At 51.1% G+C, this 26,847-nt stretch carries 19 protein-coding genes and 1 pseudogene; 11 read left to right on the top strand and 9 right to left on the bottom strand.

Features of this window, described 5'->3' with window-relative positions; all coding sequences use genetic code 11:
• Positions 1-25: 25 nt before the first annotated feature.
• Positions 26-1,504, bottom strand: a complete 1,479-nt coding sequence (locus tag AACZ40_RS00385; RefSeq protein WP_291171958.1) for an O-antigen ligase family protein — start codon at positions 1,502-1,504, stop codon at positions 26-28.
• 334 nt (positions 1,505-1,838) lie between these two features.
• Here AACZ40_RS00385 and AACZ40_RS00380 point away from each other — a divergent pair, with 334 nt between their 5' ends.
• A complete protein-coding gene (locus tag AACZ40_RS00380; RefSeq protein ID WP_291171956.1) occupies positions 1,839-3,617 on the top strand; it encodes an ABC-F family ATP-binding cassette domain-containing protein in 1,779 nt (592 codons plus the stop codon).
• Positions 3,618-3,629: 12 nt separating this feature from the next.
• Here AACZ40_RS00380 and AACZ40_RS00375 read toward each other — a convergent pair whose 3' ends face one another.
• The 3 genes from AACZ40_RS00375 to AACZ40_RS00365 are packed head-to-tail and all read right to left on the bottom strand — an operon-like array spanning position 3,630 to position 8,367.
• Positions 3,630-5,108, bottom strand: coding sequence for a Gfo/Idh/MocA family oxidoreductase (locus tag AACZ40_RS00375; protein WP_291171955.1), 1,479 nt, complete (start codon positions 5,106-5,108; stop codon positions 3,630-3,632).
• A gap of 20 nt (positions 5,109-5,128) precedes the next feature.
• Positions 5,129-7,138, bottom strand: coding sequence for a sulfatase-like hydrolase/transferase (locus tag AACZ40_RS00370; protein WP_291171952.1), 2,010 nt, complete (start codon positions 7,136-7,138; stop codon positions 5,129-5,131).
• Between the two features lie 41 nt (positions 7,139-7,179).
• Entirely contained in the window at positions 7,180-8,367 is a 1,188-nt protein-coding gene (locus AACZ40_RS00365) for a sialidase family protein (RefSeq protein WP_291171949.1), read from the bottom strand.
• A 286-nt stretch (positions 8,368-8,653) separates the two neighbouring features.
• Between AACZ40_RS00365 and AACZ40_RS00360 the strand changes: the two genes are divergently transcribed.
• From AACZ40_RS00360 to AACZ40_RS00350, 3 genes are all read left to right on the top strand, one after another.
• On the top strand, positions 8,654-8,932 hold the full coding sequence (locus tag AACZ40_RS00360; RefSeq protein ID WP_291171946.1) for a hypothetical protein: 279 nt from the start codon (positions 8,654-8,656) through the stop codon (positions 8,930-8,932).
• 147 nt (positions 8,933-9,079) lie between these two features.
• On the top strand, positions 9,080-10,870 hold the full coding sequence (locus AACZ40_RS00355; RefSeq protein ID WP_291171943.1) for an ATP-binding cassette domain-containing protein: 1,791 nt from the start codon (positions 9,080-9,082) through the stop codon (positions 10,868-10,870).
• A gap of 25 nt (positions 10,871-10,895) precedes the next feature.
• The gene (locus tag AACZ40_RS00350) at positions 10,896-11,237 is read left to right on the top strand and encodes a translation initiation factor (protein ID WP_291171940.1); all 342 of its coding nucleotides are present in this window, start codon (positions 10,896-10,898) and stop codon (positions 11,235-11,237) included.
• A gap of 45 nt (positions 11,238-11,282) precedes the next feature.
• Here AACZ40_RS00350 and AACZ40_RS00345 read toward each other — a convergent pair whose 3' ends face one another.
• Both AACZ40_RS00345 and AACZ40_RS00340 read right to left on the bottom strand, forming a co-directional pair.
• A complete protein-coding gene (locus AACZ40_RS00345) occupies positions 11,283-11,816 on the bottom strand; it encodes an MlrC C-terminal domain-containing protein (RefSeq protein WP_339672706.1) in 534 nt (177 codons plus the stop codon).
• Between the two features lie 147 nt (positions 11,817-11,963).
• Positions 11,964-12,736 (bottom strand): annotated as a pseudogene (locus tag AACZ40_RS00340) (M81 family metallopeptidase); the annotation flags it as partial.
• Positions 12,737-12,880: 144 nt separating this feature from the next.
• Here AACZ40_RS00340 and AACZ40_RS00335 point away from each other — a divergent pair.
• Complete coding sequence (locus AACZ40_RS00335) at positions 12,881-14,098, top strand: NAD(P)/FAD-dependent oxidoreductase (protein ID WP_291171934.1); 1,218 nt, start codon at positions 12,881-12,883, stop codon at positions 14,096-14,098.
• 19 nt (positions 14,099-14,117) lie between these two features.
• Here the strand turns inward: AACZ40_RS00335 and AACZ40_RS00330 are convergent, their stop codons facing one another.
• Positions 14,118-14,855, bottom strand: a complete 738-nt coding sequence (locus AACZ40_RS00330) for a CorA family divalent cation transporter (RefSeq protein WP_291171929.1) — start codon at positions 14,853-14,855, stop codon at positions 14,118-14,120.
• Between the two features lie 168 nt (positions 14,856-15,023).
• Between AACZ40_RS00330 and AACZ40_RS00325 the strand changes: the two genes are divergently transcribed.
• Together AACZ40_RS00325 and AACZ40_RS00320 are read left to right on the top strand one after the other, a co-directional pair.
• Positions 15,024-16,334 (top strand): efflux RND transporter periplasmic adaptor subunit, encoded by a 1,311-nt coding sequence (locus AACZ40_RS00325; RefSeq protein ID WP_291171926.1) that lies wholly within the window; start codon positions 15,024-15,026, stop codon positions 16,332-16,334.
• A gap of 75 nt (positions 16,335-16,409) precedes the next feature.
• Positions 16,410-19,565 carry a multidrug efflux RND transporter permease subunit gene (locus AACZ40_RS00320; RefSeq protein ID WP_291171920.1) on the top strand — a complete coding sequence of 1,052 codons (3,156 nt, stop codon included), beginning with the start codon at positions 16,410-16,412 and terminating at the stop codon, positions 19,563-19,565.
• A 15-nt stretch (positions 19,566-19,580) separates the two neighbouring features.
• Here the strand turns inward: AACZ40_RS00320 and rlmB are convergent, their stop codons facing one another.
• Positions 19,581-20,366 carry a 23S rRNA (guanosine(2251)-2'-O)-methyltransferase RlmB gene (rlmB, locus tag AACZ40_RS00315; protein WP_339672653.1) on the bottom strand — a complete coding sequence of 262 codons (786 nt, stop codon included), beginning with the start codon at positions 20,364-20,366 and terminating at the stop codon, positions 19,581-19,583.
• A gap of 210 nt (positions 20,367-20,576) precedes the next feature.
• On the opposite strand from rlmB, the gene map reads away from it, so the two are divergent.
• The 4 genes from map (at position 20,577) to AACZ40_RS00295 (ending at position 26,388) form a co-directional block, all read left to right on the top strand.
• A complete protein-coding gene (map, locus tag AACZ40_RS00310) occupies positions 20,577-21,368 on the top strand; it encodes a type I methionyl aminopeptidase (RefSeq protein ID WP_291171915.1) in 792 nt (263 codons plus the stop codon).
• Between the two features lie 214 nt (positions 21,369-21,582).
• Positions 21,583-23,760, top strand: coding sequence for a GDSL-type esterase/lipase family protein (locus AACZ40_RS00305; protein WP_291171912.1), 2,178 nt, complete (start codon positions 21,583-21,585; stop codon positions 23,758-23,760).
• Between the two features lie 50 nt (positions 23,761-23,810).
• Positions 23,811-24,701, top strand: coding sequence for an acetamidase/formamidase family protein (locus tag AACZ40_RS00300; RefSeq protein ID WP_291171909.1), 891 nt, complete (start codon positions 23,811-23,813; stop codon positions 24,699-24,701).
• Between the two features lie 73 nt (positions 24,702-24,774).
• Complete coding sequence (locus AACZ40_RS00295; protein ID WP_291171906.1) at positions 24,775-26,388, top strand: N,N-dimethylformamidase beta subunit family domain-containing protein; 1,614 nt, start codon at positions 24,775-24,777, stop codon at positions 26,386-26,388.
• 13 nt (positions 26,389-26,401) lie between these two features.
• On the opposite strand, the gene AACZ40_RS00290 is transcribed toward AACZ40_RS00295, so the two are convergent.
• Positions 26,402-26,847 (bottom strand): DUF1501 domain-containing protein (locus tag AACZ40_RS00290; RefSeq protein WP_339672646.1); only part of this gene is annotated, 446 nt, incomplete at its 5' end.

Raw genomic sequence — 26,847 nt, 5'->3', positions numbered from 1 at the left:
CAGTGTGTGACCACTGCATTTCATATTAATGGGCAAAAATTCGTACAAAAATCAGGAACGCAATGAACATTCCCATGCTCACTCCGATCAGATAAATCACATGCTGTTTATTCCAGTAGACCAGGGGAGTCGGTCTGGCCAGACTGGCTCCTGCCAGATTCAGATAGGACGCGCAAACTCCAACCACCATGTAAGTGGGAACCACATAGCAGCGGGATAACGACATCATCCCGCCACACCAGGCGGCCAGGATCGCTGCGACGTAGGGTAAAAGGCGTTCCAGTTCGCGGCTGCGGAAAATGGGTCTGCCCTGATTCCTGCTCTGAAATTGCGCCAGGCGATATAACCCCAGGGCGGCAAAGAAAAAGCAGCCGATAAAAAAAGTACCACCAAACAGCCCCAGTTCGGTAAAAGCATGCACGAAAGAATTGTGCGCCGCTAATCCTGCCAGATCGGAATACTGGCCTTCGCCAATTCCAAACAGCAGGTCGGGAGACTTGAGAGCCGTCAGGCCTTCTCTCCACAGCAGAATGCGGTCGTGTCCGGTTCCGGAATTCAGGTCGATGTTTCCCTGGCGACCAGCCAGCACAGTCACTCCGGCCATCCCAACGACAGCACAGGCAATCGCTGCTTTTTTACCATACCTGGGTAAAACAAAAACCATGCCAGCGATTCCCAGGGTCAACAGTCCACCGCGGGAACGGGTATAGATCAGGCCGATTCCCAGGATGATCATACTGATGATCCATAGAAAACGGAGTGGGCTGGCCGCCGGATCATTGAAAAAGTACCAGCAGAGTACCCCCGTTGTCACAATCAATACGGACAGGTCATTGGGATCCTGGAAAATTCCCGTTCCTCGCATGCGGAACACACGGATCACTTCTCCCGCATCGGAAACGCCATCGCGGTCACTGACGTGTTTGATAAATTCGAAATCGATAATACCCGCGTAGTCAATTACACACAGCAGGATCATGACCGAGGAGGAAATGGCGATCGTTTTTAAAAGACCTTTTAAACGCTGCGGCGAGTCGATGATGCTGACCAGCAACAGAAAATACATCAGCGTTTTCAGGAACATGACAGTCGATGTGCGGATGCCATAGAAATACATATGCGATGCATGTGACAGGGCAACGGCGACCAGCACTCCGATGACACACAACGTGATCGGCTGCCGTTTTAACATCGGAAGTTTGACTGTTCGCTTGATTTGATCGAGGGATAAGAAAAATGATGACAGGATCAAAACTTCGTAGATAGGTAGATTCGCCAAAGCCGGAATCAGTTCAGCTGGTCTCAGAAACAGGGTGATATTCACCAGCAGAAACAGGATATAAGCATTTTGCGGGGCCGTCGAACCACCCATAATCGATAGCGGTACGGGTTGTCGTCGCCTGGGGGCTGCATTTTTTTTGCGCGCAGTTTGCTCCCGGGCTGTTACAGGTGCTGTAACGGCTTGTGGGACGGGAGCAGGATCAGAATACGCTTCATTCGCCATAGATAATCAATAATGCAGATACGTTCGAAGTCCAAAATTCGGGTCATTTCCGGACAGAACCCTTGAAAAATCCCAGATTTCATATTGATGCATTTTTAAAACGATAGTTCAGAAACGGATGTCAGGTGTCGGGAAATAGCTGTTTCGTTTTCATTCCCGGCTGGAAAAACTGGGATAATCGGCACGATTCAATCATCGGAGCGAAGGTGAGGAAACCGCAGCCCTGACGCCGGCACGGATGATCAATTGAATTGCTTGCGCCTTCCCGTTATCTTCTCTGTCCTCGTGTATACGCTTAGCCTTGAGGTTTTCGGTTCAATTATTGAGAAGAGTGATGGCGACCCTGATTGAAATATCAAATGTGACAAAAAGTTACGGTGCTCAGGAGCTTCTGAAAGAAGCATCGATTGCACTCGCGGATGAACAAAAAATCGGTTTCATCGGCCGAAACGGTGCCGGGAAATCCACATTACTGCGGATCCTGCTGGAAGAGGAATCGGTCGACAGTGGACAAATTGTCCGTCACCCCAATCTGCGGGTGGGCTACCTCAGGCAGCATGATCCCTTTCAGGCGGGTGAAAGCGCCCTGGATTTTCTGATGCGCGACAGTGGACAGCCCGACTGGCAGTGTGGTGCGGTTGCTGGTCAGTTTGAATTAAAGGGCCGATTTCTGAATGGTCCGGTGAAAGAACTCTCCGGTGGCTGGCAGACCCGTGTGAAACTGGCGGCATTATTACTGCATGACCCGAATTTTCTGATGCTGGACGAACCGACCAACTTCCTGGACCTGCGAACCCAGCTGCTGCTGGAAGATTTTTTGAAAGATTACCGTGGTGCGGTTCTGGTTGTTTCACACGATCGTACGTTCCTCAATGCAATCTGTAACCAGACGCTGGAACTTAAACGCGGGAAACTGACCCTGTTTAATGGGAATGTGGATCAGTACCTCGAAAATCAGGAAATTCTGAAAGAGCGTGATGAGCGCACCAATGCAACGGTACTGGCAAAACGGCGGCAGCTGGAAACCTTCATTGCCAAGAATAAAGCAGGCGCCAATACAGCCTCTCAGGCGCGAAGTAAGGAAAAACAGCTGGCGCGGCTGACTTTGACAGAGATTGAAGGGGCTGAATCGACAGTCAACATTATCATCCCTCAAACGGAGAAGCGGCAGGGAATTGCTTTAAGCTGTGATGACCTGGCGATCGGTTATCCTAAAAACCGCGTGGCAGACAATATTACCCTGGAAATTGAGCACGGTGCCCGGGCAGCGATCGTCGGTGATAACGGACAGGGGAAAACGACCTTCCTGCGTACCATCACCGGATCCCTTAAACCTCTGGATGGAAATTTAAAATGGGGATATCACTGTAACGTCGCCTGTTATGCCCAACACGTCTATACGTCATTGCCACCAGAGCAGACCATTCGCGACTACCTGGAACTGGAGTCGGCTCCCGGGACGACCAATCAGCAGATTCTGGCGGTCGCAGGCAGTTTCCTGTTCAAGGAACAGGCGCTGGATAAACCTATCAAAGTCCTCAGTGGGGGGGAACGGGCACGTTTGTGCCTGGCGGGAATTCTACTGGGCAATTATTCCATACTGATTCTGGACGAACCTGGTAACCATCTCGATGTCGAGACAGTGGAAGCCTTAGGAAATGCACTGGTGAAGTTTCAGGGGACAGTGATTTTCACCAGCCACGATCGCCACTTTATGAGTAAAGTCGCTACCGATGTCATCGAAGTGGTCAACAGCACGGTGAAAACGTATGAAGGCGATTATGATGCCTATCTTTACCGGGTGAAAAAAGAAGTGGCAGAAGGGCATCGCGAACAGAATCAGGCTTCCATTGCCAAACAGGAAGAAAATAATGCAGCCCCCCGCGAAAAAGGGTTAGGCGGCAAAATCAAAAATGCGCGGAAAGAGCTTTCCGCCATTGAACGCAAAATTGCCCAGCTCGATGAGAAGCGAAACGAGATTAACGGCCGGTTTCTGAAAGCCACGAGCCCGGAACAGGCACAGGAACTTCATGACGAGATGCAGCCTCTGGTCGAAGAGATCGGAGAACTGGAAATCCGCTGGATGGAACTGTATGAGTTCCTGGAACAGTAGCAGCACATCCTGTCAGGTATTTTCGGGCGGCTTGCCATCAATCCAGGGACCAGCCAGTTTCTGATATTGAGGGGGAACAAGCAGGCTGCCCCGGTCGCCGGCGTGCCAGCCTGCAACATGCCGGGGCTTGCTGTGCGATTTTGACATCTTCTCCCAGTTGTCAGCCCAACTCGAGTCTCCCTTGTTGATTTGAAGCGTATCGCGTTCGACCTGAAAAACTTTCCCTTCCCGGTAGCTCTGGACGGCCAGGTTGACAACCATTACTGCCGCCGCTCCCAGTTCGGGTGTGTTATTGACCAGAGTCGGGTCTCCAGCTTTCACAGCAGCCAGGAAGTTTTCAAAGTGTAACAGTGTCTGGTCGGGGACCCGTTCTGAGACCACTTCTTCCTGTTTTAACTTGCTGTCGAGTGTGACTTGTGGACGTTCGGGGATAAATTCATAAGCCTGTCGCTGTCCGAACACATTTTTATCAAAGACCACTGTGCCGTGATGTCCACGAATCAGATGCCGAATGGGAACTGCGCTGGAAACCATCGTGCTGGAAATCAGTCCCTGTACTCCTTCATGAAAGTCGGCAATGATCGAAGCCACGTCTGTCACTTCCCTGTCATCGTATTCCAGAAAGATCCCGCCGCCACCAACAACACGTCCAGGGTACTTCAATCCGGTGGCTTTCAGCATAGCGGAAACTCGATGCACGAACAGGTCGGAATACATCCCGTAGCCGAACGGCCAGTAGCAGCGCCATTGTCCAAAGGTAGCCCGGTCGAAAGGTAAATCAGGGGCCAGGCCTTCTTCCACACCCAGCCAGCGTTTCCAGTCGACTGACTGAGGCGTCATTTCTTTGGTGATGACATTATGCCGGGACATGCCTCCCAGCGAATTGCGAAACGATTCTGCCTGGAACTGGACAATCTTTCCGAGCTTGCCTTCGTCGACCAGGGCGCGCACCTCATTCCAGATCGGAATACTGGTGGACTGCACACCAACCTGCACGACCAGCCCGGATTTTTTCCACGCATCAACCACGTCGAAAGCTTCTGAGATGTGATGCGTCATCGGTTTTTCACAATAGACATGTTTACCGGCCTCCAATGCATCCAGCACCTGCTTTGCGTGCCAGTGATCGGGAGTGGCGATACAGACTGCGTCGATCTCTTTATCGTTGAGTAAATCCCGATAATCCTGGTAGGTTTTCGGTGTCTGTCCCGTTTCCTGTTTGATGTAGTTCACAGCCTGATCACGGTGGACTGTATACACATCATTGATCCCGGTAATATCGAGATTCGCCCCTTTCTGGTTACGAAGTTTCACCAGCGTTTTTACATGGGATCCGAACCCCCTTCGCCCTGGGCCGATGATTCCAATGCGAAGACGATCATTTGACTGATAGGCTTTCGCGGGAGCCACTGAGGCGAACTGGCTGGCGGCTATCGTGGCTGCTGCGGACTGTTTGAGAAAGGAACGTCGGCTTTCTGTTTTCTCACTCATAGTTTCCCCCGGAGAGAATATTAATGCGAGTCTGCAAATTCCCTGATGCGAATGTTTTTATACTCTACATGGCTGCCATGCCCCAACAGGCCAATATGACCACGCTGGTTTCTGAGTCCCGGATGGCGGGCGAGTATCTGTTCGTCTTTGATGTCAGCCAGATCAGTTTGCAGGACAGGTATATCATTGACGATCACCGTGATCTTTGATCCGCGACAGATGATTTCTTCCTGGTTCCATTCGCCTGTCGGTTTCAGTGCGTCACGTTTGGCCGGGATGACATCGTAGACTGAACCGTGATATTGGCTCGGCTTCAGTTTTTTGGGATACCCTTTATTGTCGAGTACCTGGATTTCCATCCCTGCGTAGGCTGGTTTCTGATCGACCAGGGGACAGCGGATTGCAATTCCGTTATTGGCGGCCTTTGTCAGTTTGAAATCGAATTTCAGACTGAAATCACTGTATTCTTTCTTGGTAAACAGGAAACCTCCCCCATCGGCTGGACAGACCAGTTTTCCCTCTGCGACATGATAGCCTTTACGATTCGCACGTTTGAGCGTCCAGCCCGTTAAGTCGGAACCGTTGAACAGGGGCTTGTACTCAGACTGCGTGGCGTCCGACTCGGTCTCACAGGAGATCGGCAGGGTATACTGTTTGAGCCACAAGTCATCGGTCTCTTTTAAGTGTTTCAGGAGTTTGTCAGAGAGTTCCTTCCGCAGTTCCTGGTATTCCGGCTGGCAGGCAAGATTGATGACCTCATCCGGATCCTGCTTGAGATCATATAATTCAACTTCGTCCCGAAACAGAAATTTCTGGACAGTGCGCTGGCCAAGTGTGGGCTCCTGAAGCCGCAAGGTTTCCTTCCAGGTCGACCGTGAAAGCGTATCGATGGGAAGCGGATACTTTGAACGCCATTCCAGGTTCCAGATCAGTTTATAATCACGGGTCCGCAGTGTCCGCATGGGATAATACATGGTGACTTCATGAAATACATGACTCAGACAAACTTCGTCCCAGCCGGGTAGCTGCTTTTTTCCCACCGTAGGCAGGATGCTGCGACCGTGCAGCTTATATTTCGGGCCTTTGGTGTTTGTCCAGTCGAGGATCGTTGGGGTAATATCCAACAGGGAGACCATCGCATCAGAGACGACTCCCTGTTCTGACTCTGCTCGTTTCGGATCACGGACAATGAAGGGAATCCGCACGCCGGGATCATAATGATTGGCCATTGCGCCCGGTTCAGATGAGCCATGATCGCTGGTAAATATGACCAACGTATTTTCTGCCTGGCCTGACGCTTTCAGGGCATCCAGGACGCGGCCGATGCCTGCATCCAGGTAGCTGATCTGCTGGTAATAGCCGGCTAATCCTTCGCGAACATCGGGGCGGTCTGGAAGATAAGATGGGACGGGTATCTCTCGTGGATCATAGGTAGTGAGTGAGATTCCGGATTCTTTGACTTTCACACCCCATTCCGGTCGGGTGCGTGAAGTGGGGTGAGGATCATGATATCCCATGACCAGAAAAAAAGGTTTTTCGCTCTTCTGATTGAGAAACTCCGTCGCCAGATCAGCCATCGCTTTGACCTGGTAGCTGCTGACTCTGGGCTGAAAATCAATGGTGGTATCTTCCGGGTAAAGGTGATATTTCCCGATCATCCCCGTGCGATACCGGTTTTGATCCAGCAGCGCAAAAACTGTTTCGACTTTTGGCTTCAGGCGGAAATTATGATCGCCGTGAGGATGCCCATACTGACCATTGGCATGCACGTGCAGTCCCGTGTAGAAGACTCCACGCGAGGGCCCACAAGACGCGGTCGTCGCGAATGCATTCTGATAGCGGGTGCCTTCACGAGCCAACCGGTCGATGTGGGGAGTTTTGACGACGGGATTTCCATAGCAGCCACAATCGTTCCAGTTCTGATTATCAGAAAACAGAATCAGAACATTTTTCTGTTCTCCCGCATACACGGGGGCTGCTGTCAGAAACAGGCTGAAAACAATGACAAGATCGGACAGAAAACGCCGCATCCTTTGGTTCCCCTGATTGAATCAACTGGTTTTAGAGCCAGTTATTCTTCTTTTTTGGTTCCCGTTGCCTGATTGACGAGTACACGCAGACGGGCTTCCTCTGAGACGGGCTTGCCTGCCAGCACATCTGCTTCCGTAAAGGTCGCCATCAGGATTTTCTTATCACGGGTTCGTGCAAAATCATAGATGACGTAAATCGTACCGTCTTCGCTTTGAACTCCATCTGGATAGGAGACGCCGGACCGTTCATCCAGGAGCAAACCACCTTGCCAGGTTTTTCCATCATCTTTAGAGAGGAACGCCGTCAAATCACGGCGGGATTTTTTGTCGGCAGGGTTATGCCGGATCATTAACAGGTTCCCCGAATTGAGGCGACGGATGAAAAACCGGGCATTCACATGCGGGATGTCAGAAGCTGCTCCGTCTGACCAAGTCTTTCCCCCATCCGTGGAGATGGATTCTCCGATTCCGTAGCGGGTTCTGACCAGTGTCCAGAGCGTGTTGTCTTTTCGCTCCACAATCATGTGTTCGTCAAACGTTCGTTCGGGAACGTCCGTTTGACCCAGCAACTGAAATGTTTTGCCCTGATCTTTTGAAATGAAAATATTTCCGCCACGTTCTTCGGGTAGATCAAAACGGTATTCGATGGATTCTTTGGCGGGCTGTTTCCAGATCGCGACCGGCAGTAACCAGTCACCATTCGAGAGAACCGTCGGTTTATTCATCATGATGCCATTACAGAGACGACGGGGTTCTGTCCATTTTGGATTTTCCTGATCGGAATCATCTGTCGTAATTGCCCAGACGCCACTGCGTCCATCCCACCAGCGATACGATTGAGCCCAGAAGACCCACATGCGTCCGCTGGGATCATGCCAGATGGCCGGGTCATACGCGCGGACCGGACCGGGGGGATCTATGACCAGTCGGGGACCGGACCAGGTTTTGCCATCGTCACCACTGGTGACGAGAACGACATAATTCAATTCACCTTCACCTGTGCCTCCCGCGTACCAGAGTGCCCATAGACGTCCGTTCGCTGCGCGTGACAGACCGGGGATTCCCTGAAACATCCGGGTGTCATCCGCGTATTCTTTTCCAGGGTTCGTATTCACCGGAGGAGCGACAAGCGCCGGATCAGAAGGGGACGGTTTTTCCTCCGCCTGGATGAAGGGCGTCAGGAACAGCAGGGGGATCAGAAATGAAACGCTTCGGAGCAATGAACGCACGGTGAGGCCTCTCTGTTGCAGGACAAAATCAGGTTGGTCATGTTAATTGGTCTCTATTGTCTGGTATTATGCTAACAAAATGCCATACCGGGAGCGAGTATTTCAGATCAACAAACTGAAATACGAAATGATTTGCTGTAGTTCAATCAGAAGGAGATTCAGACAGGAGATCTGCGTCTGGACAGGCAGTCCATTCTGACTTAGAGTATACCTGTCAGCAGTATTTACTTTCCGTGTGATTTTGAAATTAACATCCCTGAGCAAACAGAAACCGTTGAGGAACTGAATGGACCTGACCGAATTCATCATTTTACTGATCGTCGCCGGTCTGTGTGGCAGCATCGCCAGGGGGCTGGCCGGGAGTACGCGTGGCGGTTGTCTGGTTTCGATTGCACTCGGTTTTATCGGTGCTCTGCTCGGCAGTAAGTTAGCCATGCTGCTGGGACTTCCCGAGATATTTGCATTGAATCTGGGAGGCAGAAATTATCCCATCGTCTGGTCGATCATTGGTGCCGCCCTGTTTTGTGCGGTTCTGGGACTGCTGTCTGGTCGCCGCCGTTTATAATTACGGAGATCTGAATGGGAACGCCTGTCATCACCGCGCAGCTGTTGCAGAAATCAGTTGAGTTTAACATACTATGCCGGTGTCGCCGCGATACCCGACTTTTTGAGTCGGGTTTTTTTATAGCAGTCTGATCGGAAGTGTCGCTGTATGTCTCTGTTGAGTATTAATCAAGTCTCCTTTACGTGGAGTGGACCTCCACTGCTGGATGAAATCAGCCTGGAAATTAACGAAGGTGAACGAATTGGTCTGCTCGGGCGGAATGGAGCAGGAAAATCGACTTTCATGAAAATGATCGCCGGGGAACTGGATCCCGATGATGGTCTGATCAAACGCAATAAAGACCTGCGGATTGCCCGGCTGATTCAGGAAGTACCCACAGGTTGCTCAGACCGGATTCATGATTTTGTCGCTGAGGCTGCAACGGCGTTTTTCGAACATGACTGGGAAGCAGAGCAGGCAGTCGAGCGAATACTTTCCCGGATGGAACTGAATGGTGATGACAAATTCGATGCGCTTTCTTCCGGAATGAAACGCCGCGTACTGCTGGCACGCTCCATTGTGCAGTCACCTGATATTCTGCTGCTGGATGAACCGACCAACCATCTCGATATTCCAGCTATCAAGTGGCTGGAGCAGTTTCTGCAGTCTTATGAAGGCACACTTGTGTTCGTGACCCACGACCGGGTATTTCTCCAGGCGCTGGCGACGCGGATCATCGAAATCGATCGCGGAAAAATCTACGACTGGACCTGCGATTACGACACCTTCCTCAAACGCAAAGAAGCGTTTCTGGAAGCTGAAGAAAAACAAAATGCGCTCTTCGATAAAAAGCTGGCAGAAGAGGAAGTCTGGATTCGACAGGGAATCAAGGCGCGTCGTACCCGAAATGAAGGACGTGTACGGGCATTGAAAAAAATGCGAGACGAACGCAGTCAGCGACAAAGTCGCATTGGCAATGTCAATATGCAGGTGGCGACCGCCGATCGCTCCGGTCAACTGGTGATCGAAGCGAAAAATGTGACATTTTCCTATAACTCGGAACCGGTGATTCAAAATCTGACGACTTTGATCTCACGCGGAGACAAGATCGGGATAATCGGCCGCAATGGAGCCGGCAAAACCACACTTCTCAAACTGTTGCTGGGAGATTTAAAACCTGATTCGGGAACCATTCGACAGGGAACCAATCTGGAAATTCTTTACTTCGATCAGTTACGTGAACAGATCGAAGAAGAAAAAACAGTGATTGAAAATGTCGGTGAAGGCCAGCAGACACTTACGATTAACGGCCAGCCCCGAAATATTTATGGTTATCTGCAGGACTTTCTGTTTACACCCGAACGGGCGCGTCGACCGGCCCGCTATCTGTCGGGAGGGGAACGAAATCGTCTGTTACTGGCAAAACTGTTCAAACGCCCGACGAATCTGATGGTGCTGGACGAACCGACCAACGATCTGGATGCCGAGACCCTCGAACTTCTGGAAGAGCTGATCTGCAATCATCCCGGAACATTGCTGCTGGTCAGCCATGACCGTGCCTTTTTAAACAATGTGGTCACCGCGACGCTGGTGTTTGAAGAAGGCGGGGAGGTCAAGGAATATGCGGGCGGTTATGACGACTACCTGCTGCAGTCTCAGAAAAACGAGCAGACGGCGAATCAGCAGAACGAATCGCAGGTCAGGTCGGAGACACAGGTTGAGAAACCGAAGGCAGTCAAGCTGAGCTTCAAAGAAGAACGCGAACTGCAAGAGATTCCACAACGCATTGAGCGACTGGAACAGGAGCAGAGTGAGCTTCAGGAAAAAATGGCTTCCCCTGAGTTTTTCAAGCAGTCGGCCGACGTGATCGCGGAAGCGACAACCCGCGTGACTGTGATTCAACAGGAACTGGAATACTTACTGGAACGCTGGGAAGAGCTGGAAGCGCGAGTTTCATAACCGGATCTCGCTGGAAAGGTAACTCATGCGCTTATTTGAAGGGACTCCTTTCGACCGTCCGCCCCGCTGCGAAAAATGTGAGCAGCTGGAGGCAGAGTGTGTCTGTCCCCCCGAGCCCGCGTTTCGTATTCCTCCGGAACAGCAGACGGCGAAACTGTCGATAGAAAAACGAAAAAAGGGCAAGCGGGTCACGGTCGTCCGCGGTTTGCCCGTAGAGGGAAATGATCTGCCTGACTTACTGAAACGGCTGAAAGACCGTTGCGGTGCCGGCGGTGCTCTGAAAGAAGATGAACTTGAAATACAGGGCGAACAGCTGGACCGGGTGCGTGAGACGTTGCTGCAACTGGGGTTTAAAGTAAAAGGCTAAACCGCTTGCAGGTCTGGCAACACGGCAGTAAAAACTGGATACAGCCTAGATTTCCGGGGCAGTCTCGTAAGGGATTTCGACCGGATAAAAGTCCCGATTTCTCCGCTGATGGTTGAGCTTTGCGAAATCGTGTGTGTGGATGGCTTTGGCTTCCACATTGAAGATTGAACCGGCAAACGGTTCAAAACTCGCCCGAAAATGAGCCGACGATTTCACGGAGATATACTTCATCGATTCACAGTCGATTCCCAGTGTCTTGGAGAATGCGGGGCCGAAGGGTTGCTCGCGGGCTGTTACCACGACCACGGAAACCCCATCCTGCTGGATCCAGGCGGATGGTCCCATATTTCCCGTCAGGCCTGCATACATGGGGCCATCGTACTTGAATTTTCCTTCAGACAGCGCTTTGACTTCTGCTTTCATTTTTACCGGAGGCCCCTGGATCGGATCTGACTTTCCTCCGACCTCGGTTTCAATTTCTCCTCCCACCCCGGCTTTGTGAGCCAAAGCCACGACATCAGGATCGACGATATACAATATCAGGGCCTTGTCCAGTTTCTGATCAAGGAAGGTCTGCAGGATCTCCGTCGAGTCACCGGCTGTTCCGCCACCGGTATTGTCGGCATGATCGGCAAGGATGATCGGGTATTTGCCGATCTCTTCTCCCTGTTGGATTGCTTCATTTACAGTAAACGGCAGCTTGTACCAGCGACGACGACGTTCCCAGATCCAGGAGCTGAATTCATCGGCGGTTTTGTCTGCGAGTTCCTGGTCGTTGTCTGCAACGATAATCAGGGAAGGGCCGACATCGGGGACGTCCGCCCAGGGGAAACCGGTCGAGACATGACTTCTTTCATGGGCATGTGGGCGGTCACCTGGCAGGCAGTGCTCCAGAACAGGGGGATCTGGCGGAGTGTCATTACCGGTTTCACTTCCCCCTTGATGATCTTCACGATAAGTTCAGCGGCTTCCTGTCCTCGTTCATTCATATCGATATGTGGATAGGTGTCGTAGCCTAAAATTGCTGTTGCCTGTTCCACACGGAGTTCAGAGTGATTGCCGTGCATATCAGGAGTGACCAGAATCGGTCGGTCCGGGCCGATGTATTCCCGGACCTGGGAGATGAAATGCCCGTCGCCATCTTCAATGCCATCGATGACCATCGCACCATGCAGATCGAGCAGCACGCCATCGACAGGACCGTTTTGCTCTTCCTCTGCTTTCAGCCGATCCAGAAATTCAGCCAGTAGATCGTCGTATGTTTTCCGCTCAATCAGACCACTGGGAAATGCAAAGGTCCAGAGCAGGGGAATGATTTCGAAGCCTTGCTTTTTTGCACCATCAATAAATCCGCCAATACAGACGTTTGCGCCGGGGAATGTTTCCATGATTTCCTGGCCGCGAAATAATCCCCGGTCATTGATGAAATCGTTTAGAGTCGTCGGCAGGGAGGAATACGTACTGGTTTCATGCAATACGCCACCGGTGGCAATTCTCATGGTTGCTACTCCTGGAAAGTCAGATCATGGATGAGCACAGCACCCGTTAAGATAAAAAAACATGAGTGGAATAGAAAGCGTCACCTGCCCACTAAAATTCGGCTTCTCAGAAAGTCTGCGATCCGCTAATAAGAGGGGGCAGTAATGTCAATTTACCCTGAATCACAGATTCCCTCTCGAGAATACATGATGAAAATAGCAATATCCGGCTGCGGCATCGCGGGAACGGCTGCGGGATTTCTGCTCGCACAGCAGGGGCATGCGGTCACAATCTTTGAGCAGGCAGAAAAATGCAGGCCGGTCGGAGCAGGGATTCTGATTCAGCCCATTGGTCAGAGAGTGTTAAAAGAACTGGGAGTTTATGATCAGATTGAACAGCAGTCTGCCCACCTGAATTATATTGAAGCCATCAAGCATACAGGCAGTCGACTGGTTTTTCTGGAGTATCAACGGCTGCATCGTCAGCTGTTCGGCCTGGGAGTTCATCGCGGACTGCTGTTCAGCACACTGCTGGAATTAAGTAGAAAAGTGGGTGTCGAAATCCGGGAGAATTCACGAATCACCGGTTACAGACACATCGCTGGTGGCGTGGTCCTCGAATTAGATACCCAAGAGCAAAGTGAACTCTTTGACTGCATTCTGGCAACAGATGGTGCCCGCTCACCGTTGCGCAAAGCCTCTGGGATTCGTCATCACGCTGTTGATTATGAATATGGTGCACTCTGGAAAACGGGTTCCTGTACTGCAGTGACTGATCGGTTGTTACAAACAGTGGAAGGAACAAAGAAACTGGCGGGGCTTCTTCCTATCGGGAATCAGCAGTGCAGTTTCTTCTGGGGTTTGACGGCGGATCAGTTTGCACGATATCAGGAACAGGGGATTGAAACATGGAAAGAGGATGTCAGGCAGCTCTGTCCCCAGGCGGAAGAAATGCTCACACAGATTAATCGCTTTGAAGAGCTGACGTTTACCACCTATCGCGATGTTTCCATGAAATCCTGCTGGGCGGATCGGATTATTTTTCTTGGTGATGCGGCTCACCCTACCAGCCCGCATCTGGGGCAGGGGGCCAATCTGGCTCTCGAGGATGTCTGGGAGTTTGCGGAGTGCCTGAAAACGAGTTTGGAATTTGGACCAGCTTGCCGTCGGTTTGCAGCGAAGCGACAAAGTAAAATTCAATACTATCAGCGCGTCACGCGCTGGCTGACACCTTTTTTTCAATCGGATGGCTGGCTGAAAGGCTGGGGCCGTGATTTGTTTCTGCCCCTGATGTGTCAGACACCCGTGCTCAGAGAACAGATGTTAAAAACATTATGCGGCTTCAAATCGGGCTGGATCAGCAGCAGGATTGATGCTCCTTGAATCAGACAGGAGTGGTTGATTAGCGTGGCCCGCGTTTGAGAAAAATATGGATGACAAATCCTAAGGCCAGGCCCATGGAGACCATGATCCAGAAAGGCCAGGGAGTTTGATACTGTTCGTATCCATGCTGGAAGTTCGAACCGAAGATGGCACTCAACGTGGCGATGGGGAAGAAATAGGCAATCAGCAGATTCAGGCGATGCGATGACATTTCGATACGGGCAGAAACTCGGGCCTGTTCTTCAGCCTGTCTGGCGACCACATAATCCAAGGCATTTTTGGCATCTTCAATCAACAGCTCTGCAGCTCGCTCCAGTCGATAAGCGCTGTCACGAAAATCAATGATCAGTTTATCCTTCGGTATGGCTTCCCGCGCATTCTGCAGGGCCTGGGTCATGTGGCAGAGCGCGCGATAAACAGGGCCCAGATGATTGAGCACTTCCAGGTAGTCCAGAGAACTCGCTGCCTCGTCTACTTTATCGTCAAACTCTTCCAGCAACTGTTGAAATTCATCCAGATGCTGGTTGAGTGCATCCGGGCTTCCCTTGAATTCGGAAGCATGCCAGGTGCCATCTGGTTCGCGCCAGAAAAAGCGACCTTTGCGGTTCATTTCATCCGGGTTCGGAGGTGCATGCAAAATGATGAGTGCGTGACCTTCCGCGATCATGGTGCGCTGGCGTCCGACCTGCTTGCCCAGGCGATCTCTGAATTCGGTGGGCACATTCCAGGTCGCAGGCAAAAGTGAAGATTCAGGCATCTTTACGGTCCAGTCTCTTTTTCAGGGAAATGAGAATTGCAATTCAGGTGTTTTTATTAGTAGTATGCCTGTAATTCCGGGCCGTGTGAATTGGTAGCTGGTAAGTTTCGTCGATTCTTCAAGACATGCAGGTCTTGTTCGAGATTTAAAGGGAGAACTGTGAACGTATTGCCCACATGCTTGTCTGATCTGAAAATTCCCGGTTTGCTGTGTCCCTTGATTCTCATATTCGGCTGTAATTCCACGCCTCCGCCTCCCCAGATGAAACCTCCGGCTGTGACGGTTGCGGAACCCATCCAGAAGACCGTGATCTTTAACCAGGACTTCACGGGATCCCTGGCATCAATCGCATCGGTTGACATTCGGGCGCGGGCCGATGGCATTCTGGAAAAAGTCCTGTTCAAACCTTCCGAGGAAGTCAAGCAGGGGCAGTTACTGTTTGAGATCCAGCGCAATCAATATCAGGCTACACTGGATAAGGCCCAGGCGGCGCTGGAAGCAGCAAATGCTCAATTAATCGATGCAAATGCAACTCTGGAACGTAACCTGATTCTCTTGAAAAAACAGGCCGTCACGCCCCAGGATGTGGATGATGCGCGAGCAGATCAGGAGCGGGCCCAGGCGGCAGTTGATGGTGCCAAAGCAGATATCGATCAGGCAAAAATCAATCTGGGCTATACACGCATCAGTGCACCGATTGCCGGCTCTGTCAGTCGTAACCTGGTTGATGCCGGCAACCTGGTCGGCTCTGGAGAGAATACTCTGCTGACAACAATCGTGGCCATGGATCCGATTTATGTATATTTTGATGTGAGCGAACGAATTCTACTGAATGCGTTAAAAAACGGTAGAGACCCTGGCGGGCCTAATCCCATCAAGGTATTTGTCGGATTGACCAACGAAGATGGTTACCCGCATGAAGGGACGGTGGATTTCTGGGATAACAAGGTGGATCCCGGAACAGGAACGATTCAGTTGCGGGCCGTCATACCTAACCCTGAAGTTTCGGGGCCTGTAGTACAGGATTCAGATCAATCGAAACCCGCCGGGCAACAGAATAAAACAGCAGCACCAGACAGTAAAAATGAAAAGGACAAGAATCTTCGCAGGCTGCTGTATCCCGGTGTCTATGTGCGAGTTCGTGTGCCCGGTAATCCCATCCCGGGAGCAGTGCTGGTGCATGACGTGGCGATCGGCACAGACCTGGCAGGTAAATATCTGTTAGTCGTCGGTGAGAAAAATATGGTGGAGAAACGGCCCGTTGAAATTGGACAGATGGAGGATAACATGCGGGTGATTCTGAAGGGAATCAAGCCGGGTGAGAAGTATATCTATGAAGGACTGCAACGTGCACGTCCCGGTCGTCCCGTTACGATAACCAATAAACCTGATGCTTCTGGATCAGCGAAACAGACGCAAGTTAATACAGACGCAAAAGTCGGCGATCCTCAGCCTGACCCGAAATCCAGCTCCAAATAAAGAATTTACAGTAGACGAAGCTTCTTTTATCTGGGTTGTGTTTCTGATCTCTAAAAAATAACGAAACGGACGACGATGTTTTCCCGGTTTTTTATCTACCATCCGATTTTTGCCAGCGTAGTTTCGATTGTCATTGCCATCGTCGGGGCTATTGCATTGCCTCTGCTGCCGGTGGAATTATTTCCTGACATTACACCTCCTACCGTTGCGGTCACTGCCTCCTATCCCGGAGCAGATGCACAGGTCGTGGCTGATACTGTTGCCACTCCTATCGAAGAGCAGGTCAACGGTGTGGAAAACATGCTGTATATGTCTTCCAGCAGTACCAGCGCGGGGAATATGACTTTAACAGTGACGTTCGATGTGGGAACCGATCTGGATATGGCCAACGTACTGGTACAGAACCGGGTCGCGATTGCGAACCCTTCTCTGCCTGAAGAAGTGAAGCGGGAAGGGGTGACGACACAGAAAAAATCGACAAACATGACGCTGGTGGTGGCGCTCAACTCGCCGAATGAGACTTTTGACGGACTCTACCTGAGCAATTACGCTACGATTAATATCAATGACGAATTATCACGAATCAGCGGTGTCAGTGATGTAACAATTGTGAACGCGCTGGATTTTGGTATGCGGATCTGGCTGGACCCGAACCAGTTGGATACGCGTAACATTACCACTTCTGATGTAGTGGATGCATTGCGTCAACAGAATGTCCAGGTTGCCGCTGGTCAGATTGGACAGGAGCCGAGTCCAAAAGATCAGGATTTTCAGTTAACCGTGACTACTTTGGGGCGACTGGCCAGCCCGGAAGAATTCGCAGACATCATTGTTAAAACTGGACAGGAAGGCCAGATCACGCGCATCAAAGATATTGGTCGGGTGGAACTGGGAGCACAGAGTTATTCCGGGTATTCACAGCTGGATGGAAAACCAGCGGCGTTGATTGCCATCTATCAGCTGCCTGGAGCCAATGCACTGAATGTGGCTGAACAATCGAGAAAAGTACTGGAGAGGCTCTCGAAGGACTTTCCCAAAGACCTGACCTATTCCGTTCCTTATGACTCGACCGAATTTGTAACGGCGTCGATTGATGAAGTCGTCAAAACACTCGTAATTGCCTTAGTGCTGGTGTTTATTGTGATCTTCGTCTTTCTGCAGGATTTCAGAGCCACATTGATCCCCGCGGTCACGATTCCAGTCTCACTGCTGGGCACAATGGCAGTGATGCTGGCGATGGGATATACGATTAATACGCTCTCGCTGTTTGGAATTGTGCTGGTCATCGGCATCGTAGTAGACGATGCTATCGTCGTGGTAGAAAACGTGACACGTATCCTGGATACCGAAAAGTGTTCACCTAAAAAAGCCACTGAAATTGCGATGATGGAAATTACCGGGCCGGTGGTCGCCACGACGCTGGTGCTGCTGGCGGTATTCGTTCCTACAATGGTGCTGCCCGGGATTACCGGTCGCCTGTATCGTCAGTTCGCTCTCACGATTTCGATCGCGACACTGTTCTCTTCCATTTGCGCATTGACGTTGAGCCCTGCGATGTGTGGTTTCATGTTGCGTGAAACGAAGGAACGTCGAGGATTCTTCTTCCGCGGATTTAACTGGTGCTTTGATCGTTCCCAGAATCTCTATATGAAGCTGGTCAAGTCGTTCGTCCGTCACGCATTGATCATGATCATTCCACTGGTCGCCATATTTGCTGCGACTGGGGTCGGTTTTGTATCCGTTCCAGGGGGCTTCCTGCCTGATGAGGACCAGGGATATATTTTTATCAATACGCAATTGCCTGACGGTGCCTCTTTGAGTCGAACCCGCGAAGTGCAAAACCGGATCAATAAGATTTCCGCCGAGCTGCCTTCCGCGTCCCATGTGATTACGATGGGGGGCTTTTCGATTCTGAACAACTCGAATGCGTCCAATTATTCTACGACGATTATTGCTTTGGAAAACTGGGATAAACGACAGGCTCCCGACTTGCATGTATTTGCTCTGGTCAAAAAACTGCATGTCGAACTGGCGCAGATTCAGGAATCCATTTCCTTTCCGTTTATTCCTCCTGCCATTCAGGGACTGGGGAATGCTGGCGGCTTCCAGATTCAGATTTTGGATCGGAGTTCTGCCGGGATGGATGTTCTGCAGATGGCGGTGACCGATTTGATGGACCGTGGTAACGCGGATCCGGTCGTCACTGGATTGAATACTAATTTCAGCGCTACTGTCCCTCAGATTTACCTGGATATCGATCGTGAAAAAGCCATCAAGATGGGCATCCCCCTCGATTCGATCTTTGATACGCTGCAGGCGGAACTGGGCTCGACGTATGTGAATGATTTTAACCTTTTCAATCGTGTGTTTCAGGTCATGGTGCAGGCTGACCAGCAGTATCGCAGTAAAGTTGAAGACATTACCCGCTTAAAAGTGAGGGATATCAGAGGCACAATGGTACCTTTGAATACTCTGGTGGAAGTCAATAATTCGGCAGGTCCGCAGGAGGTGGACCATTATAATCTCTATCCTACCGCTTCCATCACCGGTAACCCGACAGCCGGTCACAGTTCAGGGCAGGCAATTACCCGGATGGAGCAACTCTCGGATGAAGTATTGCCTGAGGGGTTCGACTATGACTGGACGGGGATTGCCTACCAGCAGATTGAAGCCGGTAACATGGCACCGTTCATTTTCGCGATGGCTTTGATATTCGTGTATCTGTTTTTGTGTGCCCAGTATGAAAGCTGGACGATACCGCTCTCGGTGATTCTGTCCGTCCCACTGGGTATTTTTGGAGCGATCTTTGCCACGATGTTGCGGGGGCTGGATAATAATATCTATACCCAGGTGGGCTTTGTGTTATTGATTGCGCTGGCAAGTAAAAATGCGATTCTGATTGTGGAGTTTGCCAAACTGCAGCGCGAGGCGGGAAAATCCATTCCCGATGCAGCAATTGAAGCCTGTCACCTGCGTTTTCGGCCGATTCTGATGACCGCGTTCAGTGCGATTTTAGGCGCGATTCCACTGGCGATTGCCTCGGGAGCCGGTGCCGCCAGTCGCCAGGCACTGGGGACTGCTGTCGTCGCCGGTTTGACGGCGGCTACGCTGTTTGGTGTGTTCATGGTGCCTGTCATGTATGTGATCATTCAGAGAATGAGTGAATGGTTCATGGGAACGAAACCTGCTGCTGCTGAAGAGGGGACCGCAGATATCACCCCTGCAGGTTGAGTAGACTGATGCCGGTTAACTGAAACTCCGCTGGCGACCTGCCTCGTACAGCAAAATGCTGGCAGAGACAGCAACATTCAGGGATTCGGTCCGTCCCTGTTGCGGAATGCGCACCAGGTTAGTGCATTCCGCCTGCAACTCCGGGCTGATGCCGGTTCCTTCGTTGCCTACGATCACTGCCGTCGGTTGCTGAAAATTATATTCGGTCAGCATCTCGGAAGCCTGCATGGCGGTTCCTACGATATTGATCCCGTTTTTCTTCCAGTCACGACAGAGAGAAATCAGGTCGGGGACCTGGATGAGGGGAATATGGTTCACGGCACCCGCTGAGGTGCGGCAGACCAGGCTGGTGACTTCACATTGCTCATGGCTCCCTGCGACGATGGCATCAGCGCCCATGATCTCAGCCGAACGAATGATTGCTCCGAAATTGAACGGATCCTGAATCCGGTCCAGGATCAGATAGAAGGGAGAAGCAGTTTTCTGTTGATTGAAAAAATCAATCGAAGTATAAGGAAACGGTGCCATTTTCGCGATCATCCCCTGGTGATCACTGGCACGGCATTTTTGAGTGAGTTCTTTTTCATTCGTGATGAAAACCGGAACAGTGAAACAGGCAGCCTGTTGTTCAAGCTCTGCGATTTCCTGTGTCGATAATTGATCAGACAGGTGCAGTTCATACACAGGCCAGAAGCCGGCTGAGAGGGTTTCTCTGACAGCGTTTCTCCCCCAGATCCAGCACTTCTGATGATTTCCCAGCAGTGGCTTGTTTTTCTTTAACTTAGAAGGCTTTCCTGCCATAGGAATTCTTTTTCAATTTGTTTATTCTATGAATCACCGTGAACCTGATTGTCCTGGCGTGAGTTGCCGATAGAGTCAATTTAGTATTGAATGGAATATTTTAAAATGACGATGGCCTATCCAATTCCAATGAAAGTTTGAAAACTCTCGCTATAGACAGCTGACATTCCCGATCATTTATTACTGATATCTGACATAGAGGCGGTTATTTTGTCCGGAAATCCTATCATCTATAAATCATACGAATGGGAACGATTAAGAATCGCATCCCACTTTAATGCCAGCCTGATGGATCATCTGCGTCCTTATGTCAAACCGGGCATCACCACGGACGAGATTAATACGATCGTGCATGAATACACGATATCACATGGTCACACTCCGGCAACACTGGGATATATGGGCTTCCCGAAGAGTTGCTGCATCAGCATTAATGAAGTCGTCTGCCATGGGATTCCCGATGAGACCGTTCTGAAAGAAGGGGACATCGTCAATGTCGACATCACCAGCATCGTTGATGGCTGGTACGGTGATCAGTCCGAAACCTTTCTGGTCGGCGAGGTTTCTGAAGAAGCCCGTAAACTCGTGCAGGTTACCTTTGATTCTCTCTTTCTGGCCATTCGAACGATTCGACCCGAATCCAGCGTGATTGAAATCGGTGAAGCCATCTACAATTATGCCACCGAACTGGGGTATGGAGTGGTCCGCCAGTACCAGGGGCATGGGATTGGACGTGAGTTCCATACCGATCCGGGAATTCCTCATTATCCGGTCACAGGATCCGAACGTGACCTGTTATTGCCCGGGATGTGTTTTACCATTGAACCGATGCTGAATGCCGGCACGTGGAAAACAGTCGAAGATCGCAGTGATGGCTGGACGGTACGTACAAAAGACGGCAAACTTTCTGCCCAGTTCGAACATACGATTCTGATGACCGAGGATGGCCCGGAAATATTAACGCTGACAGAAAACGGTCCTCAATCAGGGCATCAGTTTTAAGCAGCCTCTGCTTCGACTTCAGGTGGATTCCTGACTCAACCTGCGCGGCATATTGTGATTAAGAAATTAATTCCCGATCTGATAATGGCTGGCTGCGCTCGCTTGCAACTAGGTAAAGCGGATGGGTATCGTAGATGTAACAGATTCTTTCTGAGGCACTTATGATTTCTCTGACCGCTCACTCCCTCCTGAAAAGCCAGAACCTGGAGCCATTATGATTCGTCCGATTTGCCTGTTCCTGTTTTTATTATTTCTGTTTACAAATTTCAGTCTGGCTGACGAACAGAAACTGGATTGGGTTCAGGTCACAGAAAAAGCAGGCTGGCAACCCCGTGATTCGCAGGGAGAACTGGTTTTCAAAGATCATCTCTGGATTTTTGGTGGCTGGTTCAATTCCTACGAGGCACCGCCTCGCGATGTCTGGAAATCAGCGGATGGAAAGAACTGGAAGCTGGTCACGGAACAGGCTCCGTGGTTTCACAGCGATCTGCCGATGACAGTTGTCTTCAAGGACAGAATGTGGCTGATGGGGGGCTGGTACAATGGTCGCCTGGAAGGACATTCCGCAGGCAACCAGGTCTGGTCTTCGGTTGATGGCAAGCAGTGGGATCTGGTGACACCGCATGCGGAATGGACGCCTCGCCTGGCTGCGGGACTGGTGGTGTTTAAAGACCGGCTGTGGTTACTGGGAGGAACAGAAAATTATTATTTTGGCGACAAGACGAGTCTGAAAAACGATGTGTGGAGTTCGGCAGACGGGAAGACGTGGAAGCAGGAAACAGCAAATGCCGGCTGGTCTCCCCGGGCCTATCATCAGGCGGCTGTCTTGAATGGCAAAATCTATGTATTTGGTGGCGGAAATTACACGCCGGAGTATCATGCAACGAATGACGTCTGGAGTTCGGAGGATGGTGTGCACTGGAAACAGGAAACGGCGGAGGCACCCTGGCATGAACGGCTCTGGTTTTCTACGGTCGTCTACCGTGATCGACTCTGGGTGATAGGAGGCTGGTCAAACAATCCGGCAGCCAACAAAAACGATGCCTGGTATTCGCAGGATGGGAAACATTGGAAGCAGTTAAAATCGGATCATGTCTGGAAAGCACGCCACGAACATTCGGCGTTTGTGTTTCAGGACAAAATCTGGCTGGCGGGAGGCCATGCACAGCCACTCAACAGTGAAGTCTGGACGCTTGATGTGCCTCCCGGCTGGTTCGACAAATCAAACCAGGCAGTTTCTCAGAACTCTGCTTTTCCCCAAACAGTTAAAAAACTCAAAGCGGCAGAGCCTGCGAAAATCGTCTGTTTTGGAGACAGTGTCACCGGTGTGTATTACCACACAGGCAGCCGACGCGCTTATACCGACATGCTGGGGATCGCTTTAGAAAAAACTTACCCAGATGCGAAGCTGGAAATGATTAATGCAGGAATCAGTGGTCACACGACCGTCAATGCGTTAGCGCGGATTGAACAGGATGTGTTAAAACATCAGCCAGACCTGGTCACTGTCATGTTTGGGTTGAATGACATGACACGCGTTCCCCTGGAACAATACCGGGAGAATCTCAAGTCGATCGTGAAACAATGCCGGGATGCCGGAGCGGAAGTGTTATTGTGTACGCCTAACTCTGTCATCTCCACTTCGGGGCGACCGGTTGAAAAACTGGAGCAATACTGCGATGTCGTGCGCGAAGTTTGTAAGGAAATGCAGGTCCCCTTGTGTGATCAATATCAACTCCTGAATGCGGTGCGAGACGAGGATGCATTAAGCTGGCGATTGATGATGAGCGATGAAATTCATCCGAATATGGCGGGCCACAAAAAAATAGCGGAACTGATGGCAGAGGCCATTACCGGAAAGACGGTTTCACTGAGCGATGTCGATCCGCCTGCGCAGGTTTTGCCCCACTTGAAATCACTCGTCGAAGCAAAAAAAACAGTTAAAGTGATCGCCATGCCACCGCTGGATCAACTGATTCAAACTGCCTTTCAAAAAGTTGCACCGGAAGTGAAGCTGGAAATAACCAACTGGCAGACGGCAGGAAAATCACGTCGCGAGATTGAAACCGATGCCAAAGCACTGGTGCGTCCGAGTAAACCGGACCTGGTACTGCTGGCCATTCCGCCAAATGCAAAAGCGGAAAACCAGGAAGAGTTGATTCACAGCCTGATGTGGACCATGAATTATTCCTTGAACTTTGGAGTGGGCGGCTGGGATTGCGTGGTGTTTCATCCTGATGTTTTCGAGGCCCGGCATTCCGATTCGGAAACGGATCGGATGACAAGGAAACTCGTGCGCGGGCAGGATCTGACTCTCGTTGAAAGAACAGACGGGCAGACCGCCTCTCCGGAAGCGATCGTAACAGAATGGTTAAAGTCGCAGCTCGATTGAATTGCCGCAGAGTCGCACAGTTTTAAATAATCCGATACTGGAAATCTGACATGCAGCAAATCTCCCTGGGTCCTTTGAACTATGAATTCGATCGCAGGCAGGAGCCTCGGATTGTAATCTCATCCGGCGAAACCATCCGGGTGGAATCAGAGGATGCCCTCTCCGGGCAGATTCGTAAAGCAGGCGATCGTCGTGATAAATCTCGGGTTCCTTTGAGTAATCCACTGACAGGGCCGATCTTCATCAATCAGGCAGAACCGGGGGATACCCTGGCGATCAAAATCGAAGCAATTGAGTCCCGGGATGACCAGTGTGCAACTTATACCGGTAACCCGAAACAGCTCTGCCAGTGGCTGGGAACCGATGTTCCGGATGGTGCCCATGTCTGTCCGATTCGAGAAGGATTCGTCTACTGGAGTGATGAGATCAAAATTCCTTATCAGCCGATGCTGGGCTGCATCGGTACGACTCCCGCTTATGGCATGCCCAGTACCATGCCTGCGGGACCGCATGGCGGCAATATGGATATCAGGGAAGTGACAGCCGGCAACACGCTGTATCTACCTGTGTTTGTTCCCGGTGCTCTGTTGTATCTGGGCGATGCGCATGCCGCAATGGGGCAGGGAGAACTCTCCGCCACCGGACTGGAGATGGCAGCGCAAACCACGCTGACCATTGAATTGATCAAGCAGAAAACCATTGCCGGCCCCCGGATTGAATCACCACAGGAACTCATTACCGTCTCCAGTGGAACGCCAATGGAACGGGCGACGGCAGAAGCATTTGCCCAATTGATTCTGTGGATGGAAGCGGACTATGGCTGGAACCGCTGGCGGGCTTATGACCTGTTGACGCATGTCGCGGAGATTTCAATGGGTTATTATGAAGGGGGCGGGTTAGCAGTCAAAGTTGCCAGAGAATACGTGGCACATCCTTCCTGAGATCGCCTCAGAATCAGACTTTTAGAAGTAAGACACTCCTGCAATACAATTTCAACCATCACAGGATGACCTGATGTTAATTGGATATGTCAGCGACGAAGATTATCGCGCGTTATATGATGTGGCTGTGGAATTTCAGTCGGAAGGTCAATTCATGACTACCCGCTCGACTGCCTCGGGCGCTGTCATCGCGGACCTGGCTCCAGGAGATTACGAAGTCATTCTGCAGCACCGGGAATATTGCGCTAAACGCGTACAGCTCAAAGTAGAAGAGGGGCAGATCCATCACTTTCGATTGCTCTCCACCAAACTGCTCGGATTTGCCTGGCCTCGATGCGTTCAGAGTGGCAATGCCTCTGAATTCCGGGTGCATTCTACTTCAGAGTATCAGCTGGAACTCTGGCGGTATGGCAAGGAGAAAGAGTACATCCGGCGGATCGGCACCTTTGATGATCACGCACCCCTGGCGAATTTACAGATCACACCCGATGGCGATTACACTCAGAATGGCGTGGACTGGAATCATGTTGGTTATCGCACCGTCACACAGAGGCAGGCCGTTACTGCGCCAGATCGATCCGGGTTGTATATGTTTCACCTCAGCAATCAATCCGGTCAGCAGTTTACGTTTCCCTGGGTCGTATCTCCCCAGACGCCCCGATCAAAAATCGCAATCCTTGCCAGCGATTTGACCTGGAACGCTTATAATAATTTTGGCGGACGCAGTAACTATCTGAATCCGGAAGGGCTCCCTCCCACGCCCGTTGTGAACAGTCGACAGGAATTACGAAGATATCTGAAACCTTCATTCGGCGCTTATTATGTTGAGGAATATCCGCCGTTATCGCTGGAACGGCCTCAGCCCTATCTACACATTGATCTGGAAGAACAGCTCCGCGATCCCATTTACAGTCGGATGGGGTGTGGCATGCTGCATTCCGAATGGCGGCTGCTGGGGTGGATGGAAGAGCAGGGGCTGGAATACGACTATTACAGCGAGACCCAGTTTCACGCTGATCGGCTTCCCTTGAATGAATACCAGGTTTTGATCCTCAGCTCACACCCGGAATACTGGTCAAAGCAGATGTACGAGCGATTAAAAACCTGGGTATTTGAATCGGGCGGACGATTGATTTATCTGGGAGGGAACGGGTTGAACTGTGAAGTGGAGTTTTTGGATGACGAACGCATTGTCTATCACAATACCGACTGCACAAGCTGGTGTGGTGTCGCCATGGATCCACCGATTCCGGAAAAAGATTCAAAGTATGAAAGTCGCTATCATGCACGGCAGGAGTCCGAAGCGAATCTGCTGGGCGTCGTGTTTTCCTTCGCCGGTATCATGACGGGGGCACCTTATCGCGTGATTGATGCGCAGCACTGGTGTTTTGAGGGAACCAATTTAAAAAATGATGATCTGTTCGGGACGGAGAGCCAGCACATGCGGATTCCCGGCGGGGCTTCAGGGCATGAAACCGACAAGCTTTCGCCCAGTTCTCCGGCGAATGTGCAGTTGCTGGCGCAAGGCACAAATCCTGATCAGGGAGGCGCTGACATGGTACATTATAAAACCTCTTCCGGGGGAGAGGTCTTTTCAGTTGGCTCGATCTGCTGGATCACTTCCATGCTGGTGGATGAGAATGTTTCCAAAATCACCCGCAACGTGATTGAACGATTTACCGGCTGAGTGGTCGTTCAGCTCAGGTGATAATATCCAGGATCGGATGGCCGTGATCGATTTCCAGTCGCTTGCGACCAGGGATATCCAGCCGATGCGGATCGAGCCCGAGCAGATGATACAACGTCGCATGAATGTCGGTGACATAGTGCGGGGACTCCACAGCGTGAAAGCCGAGTTCGTCAGTGGCACCATGCACGTAACCCTGTTTGATGCCGGCCCCGGCGAACCAGACCGTAAAGCCATGCGGATGATGGTCGCGACCACTGGGCATTTTGGTATTACCCCGTGATTCGACAGCCGGTGTGCGTCCGAATTCGGTGCAGAAAACGACCACGGTGTCTTCCCACATGCCTCGACGTTTGAGATCTTTCAAGAGTCCGGCGATCGGTTTGTCTACACGTTTACAGGAACGCGTGTGGTTTTCCTTGAGGTTCTGATGCGAATCCCATTCGCCGTATCCGCTTA

Origin of the sequence: uncultured Gimesia sp. (assembly GCF_963972345.1) — a bacterium.
In the GTDB taxonomy this organism is placed as follows: domain Bacteria; phylum Planctomycetota; class Planctomycetia; order Planctomycetales; family Planctomycetaceae; genus Gimesia.
The sequence above is the reverse complement of the archived record's forward strand: the minus strand, read 5'-3'. Positions and strand labels throughout refer to the sequence as shown.

Bases quoted from the DNA above. Each gene is read 5' to 3' on its own strand.
- AACZ40_RS00385 (WP_291171958.1), bottom strand. From the start codon at position 1,504: ATGGCGAATGAAGCGTATTCTGATCCTGCTCCCGTCCCACAAGCCGTT.
- AACZ40_RS00380 (WP_291171956.1), top strand. From the start codon at position 1,839: ATGGCGACCCTGATTGAAATATCAAATGTGACAAAAAGTTACGGTGCT.
- AACZ40_RS00375 (WP_291171955.1), bottom strand. From the start codon at position 5,108: ATGAGTGAGAAAACAGAAAGCCGACGTTCCTTTCTCAAACAGTCCGCA.
- AACZ40_RS00370 (WP_291171952.1), bottom strand. From the start codon at position 7,138: ATGCGGCGTTTTCTGTCCGATCTTGTCATTGTTTTCAGCCTGTTTCTG.
- AACZ40_RS00360 (WP_291171946.1), top strand. From the start codon at position 8,654: ATGGACCTGACCGAATTCATCATTTTACTGATCGTCGCCGGTCTGTGT.
- AACZ40_RS00355 (WP_291171943.1), top strand. From the start codon at position 9,080: ATGTCTCTGTTGAGTATTAATCAAGTCTCCTTTACGTGGAGTGGACCT.
- AACZ40_RS00350 (WP_291171940.1), top strand. From the start codon at position 10,896: ATGCGCTTATTTGAAGGGACTCCTTTCGACCGTCCGCCCCGCTGCGAA.
- AACZ40_RS00335 (WP_291171934.1), top strand. From the start codon at position 12,881: ATGTCAATTTACCCTGAATCACAGATTCCCTCTCGAGAATACATGATG.
- AACZ40_RS00330 (WP_291171929.1), bottom strand. From the start codon at position 14,855: ATGCCTGAATCTTCACTTTTGCCTGCGACCTGGAATGTGCCCACCGAA.
- AACZ40_RS00320 (WP_291171920.1), top strand. From the start codon at position 16,410: ATGTTTTCCCGGTTTTTTATCTACCATCCGATTTTTGCCAGCGTAGTT.
- rlmB (WP_339672653.1), bottom strand. From the start codon at position 20,366: ATGGCAGGAAAGCCTTCTAAGTTAAAGAAAAACAAGCCACTGCTGGGA.
- AACZ40_RS00305 (WP_291171912.1), top strand. From the start codon at position 21,583: ATGATTCGTCCGATTTGCCTGTTCCTGTTTTTATTATTTCTGTTTACA.
- AACZ40_RS00300 (WP_291171909.1), top strand. From the start codon at position 23,811: ATGCAGCAAATCTCCCTGGGTCCTTTGAACTATGAATTCGATCGCAGG.
- AACZ40_RS00295 (WP_291171906.1), top strand. From the start codon at position 24,775: ATGTTAATTGGATATGTCAGCGACGAAGATTATCGCGCGTTATATGAT.